The 12,568-nt window shown below is 33.5% G+C and carries 15 protein-coding genes; 8 read left to right on the top strand and 7 right to left on the bottom strand.

Annotated elements, in window-relative coordinates; translation table 11 throughout:
• Nucleotide 1 precedes the first annotated feature (1 nt).
• The 4 genes from OH806_RS15350 to OH806_RS15335 are packed head-to-tail and all read left to right on the top strand — an operon-like array spanning nt 2 to nt 3,160.
• On the top strand, nt 2-826 hold the full coding sequence (locus tag OH806_RS15350; protein WP_264744563.1) for an SMODS-associated NUDIX domain-containing protein: 825 nt from the start codon (nt 2-4) through the stop codon (nt 824-826).
• A 7-nt stretch (nt 827-833) separates the two neighbouring features.
• Entirely contained in the window at nt 834-2,024 is a 1,191-nt protein-coding gene (locus OH806_RS15345; RefSeq protein WP_264744562.1) for a nucleotidyltransferase domain-containing protein, read from the top strand.
• On the top strand, nt 1,993-2,439 hold the full coding sequence (locus OH806_RS15340) for a hypothetical protein (protein WP_264744561.1): 447 nt from the start codon (nt 1,993-1,995) through the stop codon (nt 2,437-2,439). The genes OH806_RS15345 and OH806_RS15340 overlap by 32 nt, the downstream gene beginning before the upstream one ends.
• A gap of 10 nt (nt 2,440-2,449) precedes the next feature.
• Complete coding sequence (locus tag OH806_RS15335) at nt 2,450-3,160, top strand: hypothetical protein (protein WP_264744560.1); 711 nt, start codon at nt 2,450-2,452, stop codon at nt 3,158-3,160.
• Between the two features lie 4 nt (nt 3,161-3,164).
• On the opposite strand, the gene OH806_RS15330 is transcribed toward OH806_RS15335, so the two are convergent.
• The 7 genes from OH806_RS15330 to OH806_RS15300 all read right to left on the bottom strand — a co-directional run bounded on the left by OH806_RS15330 (nt 3,165) and on the right by OH806_RS15300 (nt 8,476).
• Nucleotides 3,165-4,691: a recombinase family protein gene (locus OH806_RS15330; protein WP_264744559.1), complete on the bottom strand. Its 1,527-nt coding sequence runs from the start codon at nt 4,689-4,691 to the stop codon at nt 3,165-3,167.
• 420 nt (nt 4,692-5,111) lie between these two features.
• Nucleotides 5,112-5,963, bottom strand: a complete 852-nt coding sequence (locus tag OH806_RS15325) for a relaxase/mobilization nuclease domain-containing protein (RefSeq protein WP_264744558.1) — start codon at nt 5,961-5,963, stop codon at nt 5,112-5,114.
• A 58-nt stretch (nt 5,964-6,021) separates the two neighbouring features.
• On the bottom strand, nt 6,022-6,480 hold the full coding sequence (locus OH806_RS15320; RefSeq protein ID WP_264744557.1) for a hypothetical protein: 459 nt from the start codon (nt 6,478-6,480) through the stop codon (nt 6,022-6,024).
• Nucleotides 6,481-6,487: 7 nt separating this feature from the next.
• Complete coding sequence (locus OH806_RS15315) at nt 6,488-7,132, bottom strand: hypothetical protein (RefSeq protein WP_264744556.1); 645 nt, start codon at nt 7,130-7,132, stop codon at nt 6,488-6,490.
• Between the two features lie 16 nt (nt 7,133-7,148).
• Nucleotides 7,149-7,475: a DUF2958 domain-containing protein gene (locus tag OH806_RS15310; RefSeq protein ID WP_264744555.1), complete on the bottom strand. Its 327-nt coding sequence runs from the start codon at nt 7,473-7,475 to the stop codon at nt 7,149-7,151.
• Nucleotides 7,476-7,501: 26 nt separating this feature from the next.
• Nucleotides 7,502-7,915 (bottom strand): hypothetical protein, encoded by a 414-nt coding sequence (locus OH806_RS15305; protein WP_264744554.1) that lies wholly within the window; start codon nt 7,913-7,915, stop codon nt 7,502-7,504.
• A gap of 12 nt (nt 7,916-7,927) precedes the next feature.
• The gene (locus OH806_RS15300; RefSeq protein WP_264744553.1) at nt 7,928-8,476 is read right to left on the bottom strand and encodes a TraG/TraD/VirD4 family protein; all 549 of its coding nucleotides are present in this window, start codon (nt 8,474-8,476) and stop codon (nt 7,928-7,930) included.
• 983 nt (nt 8,477-9,459) lie between these two features.
• Between OH806_RS15300 and OH806_RS15295 the strand changes: the two genes are divergently transcribed.
• The 4 genes from OH806_RS15295 to tssD all read left to right on the top strand — a co-directional run.
• Nucleotides 9,460-9,621, top strand: coding sequence for a hypothetical protein (locus OH806_RS15295; RefSeq protein ID WP_264744552.1), 162 nt, complete (start codon nt 9,460-9,462; stop codon nt 9,619-9,621).
• Nucleotides 9,622-10,122: 501 nt separating this feature from the next.
• Nucleotides 10,123-10,470 carry a recombinase zinc ribbon domain-containing protein gene (locus tag OH806_RS15290; protein ID WP_264744551.1) on the top strand — a complete coding sequence of 116 codons (348 nt, stop codon included), beginning with the start codon at nt 10,123-10,125 and terminating at the stop codon, nt 10,468-10,470.
• A gap of 1,138 nt (nt 10,471-11,608) precedes the next feature.
• Nucleotides 11,609-11,929, top strand: coding sequence for a hypothetical protein (locus tag OH806_RS15285; protein ID WP_264744550.1), 321 nt, complete (start codon nt 11,609-11,611; stop codon nt 11,927-11,929).
• Nucleotides 11,930-12,449: 520 nt separating this feature from the next.
• Nucleotides 12,450-12,568 (top strand): type VI secretion system tube protein TssD (gene tssD, locus OH806_RS15280; RefSeq protein ID WP_264744412.1); only part of this gene is annotated, 119 nt, incomplete at its 3' end.

Below are 12,568 nucleotides of genomic sequence, written 5' to 3'. Positions count from 1 at the left end.
GATGAGTACGAGAAATAATATAATATTATACACAGGTGTTTTAATAGTTAGTTTGGTTTTTTTGATTTTCAGATATATTATTCTTGAAAATCCGAATGATTTTATCAAAGATTTCGCTTCTACATTTGCTTGGGGAGGAATTACATTTAGTATAGGGGGATTTTGGCAATTATTCAGCACTTATGGTTGGGAAGCCATTAAGTGTAAAATTCTTTATCCTAATAGTAAAGTTTATGTTTCATTAAGCTACTTATTGCAGATAAAACTTGATGGCGAAGAAAAATATTTATTGGTAAAAGGAAGCAAAGTTAATCAGTATCAACCTGTTGGTGGTGTTTATAGGGTGTTTAATGATAAAAATATAAAAACTGATTGGGAAGCTGAAATAAAAGCAGATAGGGATAATCCAAAAGATTTAAGATTTTTCACAAAGGCAAAATATATTCCTGATATTATTAAATGGTTTAAATCGGGAAAAAACAGAGAGTTTGGCGTTTGGCGAGAATTTCAAGAGGAATTAATCGAAACACGAATATTAAATGGCGAAAAATTTAAACATATTGATGTTGATTATTTGAGAACTGAAGACAAAATGATGGAAAAAGAAAATAGATTCAACGATGAAAAATATCACACAATTTTATATGATATTTTTAAGGTTAATCTTTCAAGTGAACAAGAGCAGGAAATCAGAAACCTATATAATGAAAGCAAGTTTACCAACAAATATGGCTTTGTTACAGCAGACGAAATAAGAAAAGAGTGTTTCAACGATTCACATACAAAAATTGGAAAACACGGAAAACGAATATTAGATTACAAATAAAAAAGAGATGAAAAATTTTTATGACGATTTTCAATTACAGCGAGAAGATATACTTGCAAGAGTTGCTCAAAAATTAGAATTAGACCCAACAAGAAGGGAGAAAATGGAACAGTCTTACAGAGCTGTAAGTGATTGGCTCGACAAAGACGAAGGATTTTTTAAAGGTAAAAACATTGATATATATGCACATGGCTCTGTGAGAATATATACTACCGTTAAACCATTAAACGATGATGATTTTGACCTTGACATAGTTTTGCACCTCAATCATCTTTATTCAAGCTTTACTCCCCAACAAATTTATAATGAATTAATACGGAGACTCAAAGAGAATGAAAACTATTCTCGAATGCTTGAACAGAAAAATAGATGTGCGAGATTAAATTATGCCGGAAATTTCCACATGGATATTTTGCCAGGATGTATTATTACAATTATTAACCCAAACAAACTCCATGTTCCTGATAAAAAACTTTCTAATTGGACTCCTACAAATCCCAAAGATTATTCAGAATGGTTTTTGGAAAGAGCAAATTCTGTTGTAGCTCCTATATTGGAGGGATATTTTAGAAAAGCATTTTCAGAAGGCATAATGCTAAAGGCAGAAACCGAAGATTTACCAAATGAAAGTTTTTACACAAAAAAGCCTTTGCAAAGGGCGGTACAGTTAATAAAACGACAAAGAGATATTTATTTTGAAAATATGTCCGAGTATAGAACATCAAGTATAATTTTGACAACTTTAGCAGCTCAATTATATTCTGGGGAAGATACTATTTATGAAACAATAGATAATATTCTAAATAAAATCATTCTAAACCTGAATGGGCAAAAAAGAATAAAAGTTTTAAATCCAATTATGCCGGAAGAGGATTTTTCTGAAAAATGGGATACAGAACCTATATTATATGAGTATTTCAAAAAATTCATTACAGATTTTTATAAACATTGGCAGACCCTAAAACAGGATTTATCAAAAAGTGCAGACACCTATGATTTGTTATTTGGTGCAAAAGAATCCATTTATAAAGATGTGTTGATAAAACAAACCCGACTTTTTAGTAAAATCTCTGATGATAAACTCATCAAAACAAGTGGCATTATTTTAGGCGGGAATGCTTTAACTGATAGATATGGAAATATAAACACTGAAAGAGGTATTCAAAATGAACGCCATAGAGACTTTGGAGATATTTAGATTAAAATCTGTGTTAAAAATGCCTTATACATTTCTGTGTATTGAAAAAGTTTTGGCAGAAAATTATTTTAAATGGTTAAGATTAAAAATAATCAAACACAAAGAAAATTATTATCTAATTGGTAAGGGAAAATTGCAACCCGTAGGATGTGAAAATTCATATGAAATTCAAGTAAAATTCTCTCCTTTCTTGGAGGGAATTAGATTTGAAAACATTAAAATAATAAATCCAAAAATTGAATTTCATCCTAAAATTCACATGTATCATAATACATCTTTATGCCTATATTATCCAAAAGACCATTTTGGACATGTACCTCTTTTTAGGTCTTTACAATGGACTTCTGAATGGTTGGTTAAGTACGAATTTTTCAAGCGATTTGGAGTTTGGATAGGAAATGAAGTAAAACATTAATTTTTTTTCGATGAACACATTTGATGAAGAGTTTAAAAACTTTATACAAAATTTTACATTAGAAAAATTGTATTTGAAAAATACATATTCTTCTCAAAGCCAAAAAAGAGATAAATGCCTTTTTATCCCTTTAATCTTTATGATTGCAGGTATATTGATGCCCCTCTTTGATACGTTCAAAATATTTGGAATAACATTGGCTTCTTTAAGTTGTTTAGCAATGTTTTTGTACATATACAGAGAGCGAGTTGTAAAAGCAAGAAATGAATTAAAAGGTAATGGTCTTCCTGTTTCTAAAAATTTTTATGAGTGGAAAACAGAAGAACTTAAAAATTCAAGAATTAAATATTTATATCAAGAATATGAAAATATTGATTCAAATATTATTCAGAAAAGAATTGAAATTTCCGAAGAACAGGTAAAAATTCTTGATAAAGATATTTTTAGTGATTTTGAAAAGGTTACCGAATTTTTTGGAAAAAATTATATTCTATTAATTATAGGGGTGTTTGTAGGTTTATTCAATAAATCAGAATATTCTGAAAGCAACTTTAATATTCTTCTGAGGTTTATTGCATTTATATTAGGGTTTTCATACTTCATTACTTTATCTTGGAAATGTTTTATTAAAAAAAATTTGATGGCATCTTATAATTTCAAAAAAGAGCAATATTTGGATTATATTTTTGTAATGAAAAATATATTGATGATGAGAATATAATTTTTTATTCGACAAAAATTCCTTCAACTTTCGACACATTTACTACCCTCAAAAACCTCAACTTTCTTTCCCTAAAAAGAATCATTTCAATAGTATCTTCAAGATTGGGGGTAGAAAAATAATGTCCGTGAAAAATTAGCTTTTCGCAGAATAAAGTCTGAATAATCTTCTTTTTAATCTCGGCAGAACCGGACTTATAAACAGTATCAACGCCTCTCAGAAAACCAATGCCTTCATTCAGATGTTTTTCAAAGAAGCGTTCTTTATGTTGAGCTTCTTGCAGTTCCATTTTGATTTCAGCAAGACGGTTGTCAATTCGCTGCTTCATGGAATTAAAAGCAGAAGCATCAATTTTTTGTTCAAAAAAAGAATCTTCCGCCATTTCGAGACGTTTGTAGAGATTATCCTTCTCCCGGTGAAGAGAACCCAAAACGGTTTTTTTGTCTTCCTGCCTTTCAGAAAACCTTTCGGCAAGAATGGATTTGTACACCGATTTTTGCTCCTCTTCGATGCTCATTTCAGATAATAACTCTTCAAATAAAGCATTTACTTCTCGTGCTTTGAATCTTGTTGAACAATATCGGGTACAATGATAATAGAAAAAAGTATTGATACCACCTCGTCCTTTGCTTCCCGAACCTGTTAAAGTTTTTCCACAAACAGGACACATAAGAAATCCACGAAGGGGTAGGGCTTCATCAATTTCAGTTAACGTACGAAATTGAGGTTTGTATTTTCCTTTAAGTATCAATTGAACACGTTCAAAAGTTTCTGAATCTACTAAAGCAGGATGAAGCCCCTCCACAAGCATAGCTTCCTCTTTTTTATAAGGTTTCAATTGAATTTTTCCCATATAAGTAGGATTCTTTAGGAGTGCCAGAAAACCATTTCTAGAAATTTTCAGTCCTTTTTTGTAGTATTTTTGTCGGACTTCCTCAGCAGAATAAATACCTTGAGCATAATCTCTAAAAGCATTTTCTATAAGTGGTGCTAGAATTGGATCAGGAGTAAGTGTCGATTTTCCTTCAGTATTTCTAGTATTTTGATAACCTCTTGGGGCAGTAGCAGGAAAACACCCTTCCTTCATTAATTTACGCATACCCTCTGTCACCCGAATACTTATCTTGTCATTTTCCACCTCTGGGATTACCAAATATACAGCAAGCATTACTTTAGAGTCTGGTTGAGTAAGATCGAGAGGCTGATCAATACTATTTACTTCAATATTCATTTCACGAAATCTTCGAATCATGGTATAACTCGCCTCAATATTTCTTGAGAACCGATCCCACTTGGTAAATAGAAGAGCGTCTACTTTCTTTTGATTGGATTGAACGTACCGTAACAATTTCTGAAACTCAGGGCGAGATGAAAAATTTTTGGCAGAATAATCGTCCTGAAAATGTTGTAGAATTCTATACCCTTTTTGATGACAATAATTCTCCAACTGTTCTTTTTGCAGTCGGAGCGAAAATCCTTTTTCGGCCTGCTCGTCCGTGGAAACTCTGGTGTAGATAACAACATTTTTCATCAGTTCATTTTTTATTTTTTGGAAGCTGAATTTTGTTTGTAAAGAAGAAACTCAATTTCCGCCAACTGTTTCAATTTTATCCGAATTTCCCGCATCATTTTCTCTGAAAAAACGGGTTGTTTTTTCGCTTCATTTCGGGCTTTATTTCGGGGTGTATATTTCATGAAACTTAACACTTAAATGGTTCATTAAAAAGTACTTTTTCAAATTTTAAGAGAACTTTAGCTCTTTGAAAAAGGGAACACGAGTATGGCAGAAATAGTTAAAAAAAACTGCCTGTCCGGCTACGGACTGCAGGATTGCAATATGACGGTCAGCACTTCGTTGCTTCCCCTCATATTGCCCTCCTGTTGGGGGAATTCCCCCAAGCCCCCTTCGGGTTTATTGTCAATTTTCCGTCTGATTTTGGGAGTTGTTATTTTACCCTTTTCGTTCTTTTTCCTGGCTTTTTTCTCTGATATTTTGAAGCCATTCCAGACGCTGGTTTTGGGTTGGATTTTGCTCCAATGACTGTAACAATTCGGTAGTGTATCCGAGGCGTGAAAACCTAAATTTTCGGTTGCCTTCGATACCTACAATTTTCCCGTTTCGGGAATAGAGTTTTATATTTTTTGATTCTAATTTTTGATAAAAATCTTTTTCTGAGGTTGCAGTTGTAAAAACTTCTTCAATCACTTTTAGGATTTTCTGTTTTTCCGGAATTTCTCCTTGGACCTCCATTATTATTTCGGAATCCTTTTTCTGTTCCTTCTTGGGAATAAATGATTTTTCGTGCTTAATCTTAGATAACATCAATTCGGGAAATGTTTTCTGCTGATATTTTTCCATCTCCAACTTCACTTTATTTTGAAAATCTTCTTTGGACATTCGGATGGAATTTCCAGTCTTATACTCAATACCACTAAAAATAATGTGTATATGCGTATGGTCTTTCTCATTTCTGTGAATCGTAGCTACAGCAATGGATTTTGGAGCACGAAGTGAAAGATATTTGAGTGTAATCTGATGCAGTTTGTCGTTGGTGAGTCGCTCTGCATCTCTTGGGTGAAATGAGAGTATATCCATATACAGCACTACGGAATTTTTGCGTTTGACGATTCTAAATGCTTCATTGGACAGGAATTGACTGCTTAATTCTTCTACAGAAAGGTTTTTACCTTTGATGAATTTGGAGAGTTCAAATCCGTTGTTTCTCTCAGTTTCCCGAAAGATATAATTAAGAACCGTTGTAAAACTTCGGGTGGTTTTATAGGATTTACTTTTGATAATCATTTTCTTAGATATTAGAGGCTAGATTTTAGAAATTAGGTTTTAAACTACAGATATATTGCTACATTTTTTCCAGTAGATGTTGTAGTTGCTGAATATATAATTCGAGTTTTATAATTTGACCTTTGTCGACAAAACGTCTTTGGTAGATTAGACTTTCGAGGTAATCAATGAGAGTAAAAAGCTGCTGTTCTATTTGGGTAAGGTCTTTTTTCTGATTATTCTGCGGATTAAGCGTAGCCAGATTATTATCAAGATGAACCACTACCAATTTTTTGATATAATCGCTTACCGATTGTTGATATTCTAATTTTCTACTTAGCAACTGCATTTTGTCTTTGTTAAGAGCAATCGTGACTTCTTTATGCTTTTTTCTTTGCAATTGTTTGAGCCGTTTGTTATAACTCCGCCAGTACGATTTCTTTGCCTGAATAATCTCTTCTGTATCAGGTTTTTTGTTTCTGAAAAGATCATCCAGGTAATCGTGCAAAGTTGTATATGTCCACGGCTCGGGCTGCATAATATTTTTACAATTCCTGTTCAATATCTTTATTTTTGGAAACTCTTTTATTTTTTTCCAATTCCTTATAGCATTCGGAAACGAACTTTTCAGCATCAGGAAGTTTTTCGAGAGAAAACGTTTTTAGAATTTTAATGGGATAGAGCCTTTGATGTACTTTGTGCAGATTGTAAAACCGGTCTTTGGAGGTGAGCCGGGATTCATTAAACCCTCTGTAGACTTCCAGTGTGTTATTGTCCAAGTCTACAATGTAGGCCCATTCACAGAATAAGCTGTCCGCTGCAAAACCTTCAGCATCTACGAGTACGATTTCATCCTCTTTTTGATACTCCAGCAGTTTTTCCAGAATCGCTCCACCAATATTTCGTGAATCCAGAGGATATTTCTTGTCATACAGCTCAGTCTGATCCATATTTACCCAGCCTTCTTTGGCACCGATAGATTTTGAGAATTCAGATTTTTCTTTAATGTCTTGCTCATTCTCGAAGCGTATTTTCGGAATTATTTCTTTGAGTTTTTCTATATTTTCTTTCTCCTGCAAAAAATAGAGAATAGTAAGACCCTGACCTTCGGGAAAGCCATCCCATTGTCCATACTGTGAAATTTTGGTTTCATTGTTTTGAATAACCATTGTAAGATTTCGTGTTCCCATATTGTTTTAGTTTAGATTAATGTTCCAGATTATTACTCTGTTCGTGTTCTTTGATGAGTTCTTTGAAGCGGATTTCTTTGAAAAATCGGTCGCGTTCAACGTGTAGTCCAAAAGGAAGTTGTAGACTTTCAAGTTCCTGAATGGAAAATGATCCCCATTCATCAAATGCTAATCCTGTAACATATCCAAAGCAGATTTGATTCTCAACATCTAGTTCTGTGGCATACCAAGTCGCAGAATGTGAAGGAGCAAAAAACTTAGCAATAATTAAAGGATTTGAGCTTTGTGACTGATCACCAACCTCAGCAAATCGTTTTTCCAGTTCTTTTGTAATTAGTTTCATTGTGATTGTATTTAGGTTATTAAAAATTATCGTTCGTGTTCTGCATCAATATTTTGGTGCTTATCTTTTGATGTTTCCAACAATTTTTCTTTTTTGAATTCCAAAAATTTTTTTTCAAATACAAACCAGCTGAAGCAGATTTCTCCTAACTGTTTTTTTGAAACGCCTAATTTTTGGTACCCTTTACTCCACAGAAGATGTGCTACCTCATCCTTTGTCATGGATATAGCTTCTGTTTTTATTTTATCCCAGATGTAAGGGAAGGAAAGCAGTAATGAACTCTTATTGCAGTGCGAGGAGAATGAGTCCAATTTTTCCATTAATATTTCGCACTGCTTTTCAGAATATTCAAGCCGTAATCTTCTCTTAAAATCCTGATTTGTATCCGATGTCAGATAATCCAGCAGGATTATTTTTACTTCATGTTGTTCGCTTTGCATTTTGTAGTCGTATTATCGGTAAGGTGTCAAATCGATATAGCTGACGGTAAAGTTTTCTACATACTGAGGATTTTGTGAACGTAGATTTAATTTTCTGACGAGTTCAGGTTGTTTGTAAACTGTTGTAACATGAACTTTTAGGGGCTTCTGTCCTGAAGGCAGAGTCAATAATTCATTAGACATCTCTCGGATTTCGGAACTGGTCATTAATGGTCTTTGCTTCGTATATCCGCTTTCTACATATTCGTAATTTCCGAGTATTTTTTCAAGATTTGCAGCCTCATCTCCAAGTCCTCCGTAGTAGCATTTTACGTTACAGTTGTTAAGAATATTTTTAGAATTCTCACCATACTTACTTAACAATGCTTCGGATTGCAGAATAATTTGTTGTGGAATTTTAAACTTACGAGCATTGGAAATAAAGGTAGAATAATCACCAATAGCTCCCATAGTGTCGAATTCATCGAGAATACAGAAAATATCACGTTCTTGTTCTGGTGGTAGATAGGAAAAGGCAAATTTGTAGATTGAGAAATTGTGGATAGAAATTCCAACACCCATAAACCTCTTCGAAGCTCTATTGTCAAAAGACGGCCTTATGTAGAAAAAGGCGACCAGAATATGAAATTTGCCGATGCCAAATACAGGAAACTCTTAACGTATAATGCGTTTTTCAGCACGTATATTTTGTACGATGATATTGTTGCACCCACACTCACATCGTGAGGAACAACAGCCTATTATGATGAAGTCCGCAACCTTAATAATCTGGAATATATTCGTATGAGCAGTTTTCCTACAGATTTTGATTTTTGCGGAGTGGATGTTCGTTATGTCTGTTGAATGAATGTGCCACCACTTATGACGGTAGGAATAGCCGAAGAAATTAAACGTCAATGGTTCTCTGGTTAGCACCAAGTAGTTAGAATCAAGAAATATGACAAGAGAAATAAGAAAAAAGAGAAAAAACAAGATTAAAAATTAAATGCAAAAAACTATCAAACGAAAACTATCAAGTGACAACCAATTTATCATCTAAAACAAAAGTAAAATGAATATGGAAGAAGAGGTGAAAAAAGTCAGGAAGATTCTGTGAAAGGAATTTGATGAGATTATTCCTGAGGAAACAGTAAAACTGATGATTAATTCCTTTAAACTTATGGCTAAAATAATCATCAGAGACTTTGAAAAAGGGAGCGAATAAATTTCTCTCTTTTTACTGTTGATTTTGCAATAAAAAATAGGTGCAATTCTTCCGAACCACTTTATTTTATTATGCTTTCAGAAGATGACCAAAACAAAAAAAATAAAAAAAAAACAATTGCTCAGGCTATTTTGTAATGCCAAAGACCGATGAGGAAAGATTTTGAACCAACAGACTTAATGCTGTTATTTATGTAAGAGTATCCAGCGAAGGACAGGTTACCCACTGAAACGGATTAGAATCGCAGGAAACAGCTTGCAGGGAACGGTGCGAAAAACAACCCTGACTTGAAATTGAGGTCGTAAAGGTTTTCAGAGAAGAATGAGTGAGTGGTAAACTCATGGACCGTAAAGCGATGAACGAAGCCATCAGATATTTGGAAAAAGAAAATAAGAAGTTTACCAAAATTCACTACTTTGTTGTGACCGATGCCGACCGTATTGCAAGACCAGACGATATTGCGGAAGCCTTTACTTTAGAACAAAACATTGAGTGTCTTTGAGTTAAAATTATTACGGTGAACAACAAAAGAGATACAGAAACCGATGAATGAAAATTCCTTCAGACGATTCAATATGCCATTGCCTGACTGGAGCGTAGAAAAATCTTAAGAAGAACCATGAACGGAAGACTCAATAGTCTAAAAAAAGGAAGGCGACCTTTCACCTATCCGCCATTAGGATATATTAGAAACAGATCGGGAAATTGAGACTACGTTGATGACATAGATACCGTAAAATGACCCATCATAAAAGAAGGACTGGAACTCTATGCCTATAATCCGTTATTCAGCAAATCACAACTGCATAAATTTCGGGTGGAAAAATGACTTCAAACCAACCAAAGTAAAGACAATTTGTATATCTCTTATATAGAAAAGACATTCATAGACTATAAACTATATTTTTATGCCGGATTTATTTACTATCCTGAACGAGGTATTGACACACCTATTCTATGAAATCAGCAGGCATTGATTTCATTGGATACTGTAGAAAAGATAATGGAAAAGGAAACCCGTAAAAAAACAAGAGCCAATTCTCCCAATTTAGATAAAAACTTAGAACTTCATCCGCTCAAAGGTATGATTACCTGTGAAGGTTGCAAAAGGAAAGTCGGATGTTATGCCAGTAGAGGAAACGGTGGAGTGTATTACTACTATACCTGTGGAAATGGATATTGTGAGGGTAGGATCAACATCCGCAAAGAAGTAATGGAAAGTGAATTCGAGCAGTATATTGAAAAAATGAAACTGCCGAAGGAAGTATTTGATACATTCAAATCATATATCCTGAAAGAACGGGCTGAAAAGGAAAAAAGAGAAGCTAACAACATTCCGCAGATGCAGTGACAGCTCTTATCTATCAAAGCCAAAATGGATAAAATTGAACATAAGATTCTATCCGTATCCAATGAGAATCTCATTAAGAAACTCGAAATAGAATGGGCTACTCTTGAAACCTTGAAAGAGGATGTAGAGAAAAAGATGAACCGTGAAAGAAATGACAAGGAAAACTTAGAGTGCATCTTGTCGCAAACGGAATATCTATTTACAGATCCTGTGGGAATGCGGAAAAAAAGCAATTACGAGATAAGGCAGTTATTGTTTATGGTTCGGTTTGGCGGAATTTTTTATTATAAAAAAACAATGACTTCGAACCAACGAAACCACAGGTCTGCATTATGTTTTCTCACCGAAGTGAGGTAATAAGTTCCTATTGATGGCACAAGGGGGTACACTAACACACCAATTCTTATCACAAAAGGAAGTTGAAACCTTCATTGATATACTTATTATGCAAAGCAAATATATCAATGCGATACACAAGGTCAGCAAAATATATGGGTTAAAACGGGAGATATAAAACAATTCGAGGTAGGAAAAAATAGACGGAAAATCTTCTAAAATTTCGTATATAAATTATTGAAATTACAGCAAGATTTACCGTTCCAAGTCCAAATCTTCACTAATGTCTTTAGCTGTTTTTTCCAAAATACGCCAACTCCTCTCTGTATCTGAAAGCGGTTTATCTGAATTATCCAACTGCATCTGATCGATTTCTTTAGAATAATCTCTCAGGATTTACTGAATTTCTTCCTCCTCCAAATCCTCATAACGATACAGCGTTTCGATTCCGAAATTTTTCACCTTTGAAAAGAAATCCAATGGATTGTCATACGTCAGAATTTCTTTCGTTAAAAATCTTTTAAGACTATCTTCAGATTGATTGGCGATCAGCTGTAGTTTTTCTAATGCTTTTTTTCGTTCATAATGTGATGGTTGTAAACAAATATACCCATAAAAACCATTCTTTGAAAATAGTTCTTCAATAAAAGACGAAGTGCAAAAATTCCCTTGCTTTTTTTCGATTTGTAGATATAGTACTGCTCTAACCTAAAAAAAGAAAAGTTATGAGTAACACAAAATTTCATTTCGTAAAGTACGAATTCGAACGGTCAATGCAGACAATGATCAGGAAGCATCCCAATTGATTAACAATCCGTTTGCCCCTAAAGAAAGTAAAATCCTTGGTATCGTTTCCAGGAAAGTCGGAACTCCGGTTTTCCCGAATCTTGAACATCAGGAACTCATCGACAGGATTGCACATTTGGAAACGGCAATCATTTGGAAAGTAGAACATTTCGAGCAGGAAGCAAAGGAGCTGGAACAACAATCGAGTAAGGAACTTTATGACAGAACAAGGTTTGAAAAAGCATTGTACGAAATGATGAAAAACCACAATCGTGACAAAGGGAGCTCTTGGAACACGGTTAAGCATTATCTTACTGAATTCTGTAAGAAAGATTAAAAACGGACTCCGATTGGGGTTTCAATCGGAGCTTTTTTCGAAAAAATAAACAACTCAGCTCAAATCAGGAACAAATTCAACATAAAATCATCAGTTTTTATAGATGTTTTGTAGATTTTTATCTACAAACGCAAATAAATTGCGAAATTTTCATTTTGCGAATAATTAAATCATAGTGTTTTATTAATGTTAATAATAATTATTATTTTTTATTTATGTTGAAATTTTGTTTTTCATTTGGTTTTATGTTTTAAAAATGTTTTTTATAATAAATTGATTTTCTGAGTGTTGGTTTGATGAGTTAGGGCTACAAACGTTTGTGGGGTAAAAAAATATTTTTACATTTATCCCATAAATATTTCTACACAATAGTGATTTGTAAGAACTATTTTAAAGATTAGAATATATTCCCTAGTTGGTTATTTTTAAAACAAAATATATTTATAACAAATTATAACAGACAAAAGGATATATTTTCCATATTGGAATTATTGAATATTAAACCTTAAAATATATTTTTATGTCCTTTAAAGCAAAATTCAAAGTTGCGGGGAAAGAGCGCAACATCATTGCTGTAGATTTCGGAATGCTACAGGAGACCGACCCAACAGGAAGACCATCTTCTATCGTAAGAGGGGG

Origin of the sequence: Chryseobacterium oryctis (assembly GCF_025971925.1) — a bacterium.
GTDB classification, from domain to species: domain Bacteria; phylum Bacteroidota; class Bacteroidia; order Flavobacteriales; family Weeksellaceae; genus Chryseobacterium; species Chryseobacterium oryctis.
Note: the sequence above shows the minus strand (reverse complement) of the source record. Positions and strands in the feature narration are given on the sequence as shown.

Coding starts and splice junctions, on each gene's coding strand:
- OH806_RS15350 (WP_264744563.1), top strand. CDS start 2: ATGAGTACGAGAAATAATATAATATTATACACAGGTGTTTTAATAGTT.
- OH806_RS15345 (WP_264744562.1), top strand. CDS start 834: ATGAAAAATTTTTATGACGATTTTCAATTACAGCGAGAAGATATACTT.
- OH806_RS15340 (WP_264744561.1), top strand. CDS start 1,993: ATGAACGCCATAGAGACTTTGGAGATATTTAGATTAAAATCTGTGTTA.
- OH806_RS15335 (WP_264744560.1), top strand. CDS start 2,450: ATGAACACATTTGATGAAGAGTTTAAAAACTTTATACAAAATTTTACA.
- OH806_RS15330 (WP_264744559.1), bottom strand. CDS start 4,691: ATGAAAAATGTTGTTATCTACACCAGAGTTTCCACGGACGAGCAGGCC.
- OH806_RS15325 (WP_264744558.1), bottom strand. CDS start 5,963: ATGATTATCAAAAGTAAATCCTATAAAACCACCCGAAGTTTTACAACG.
- OH806_RS15320 (WP_264744557.1), bottom strand. CDS start 6,480: ATGCAGCCCGAGCCGTGGACATATACAACTTTGCACGATTACCTGGAT.
- OH806_RS15315 (WP_264744556.1), bottom strand. CDS start 7,132: ATGGGAACACGAAATCTTACAATGGTTATTCAAAACAATGAAACCAAA.
- OH806_RS15310 (WP_264744555.1), bottom strand. CDS start 7,475: ATGAAACTAATTACAAAAGAACTGGAAAAACGATTTGCTGAGGTTGGT.
- OH806_RS15305 (WP_264744554.1), bottom strand. CDS start 7,915: ATGCAAAGCGAACAACATGAAGTAAAAATAATCCTGCTGGATTATCTG.
- OH806_RS15300 (WP_264744553.1), bottom strand. CDS start 8,476: ATGGGTGTTGGAATTTCTATCCACAATTTCTCAATCTACAAATTTGCC.
- OH806_RS15295 (WP_264744552.1), top strand. CDS start 9,460: ATGGACCGTAAAGCGATGAACGAAGCCATCAGATATTTGGAAAAAGAA.
- OH806_RS15290 (WP_264744551.1), top strand. CDS start 10,123: ATGGAAAAGGAAACCCGTAAAAAAACAAGAGCCAATTCTCCCAATTTA.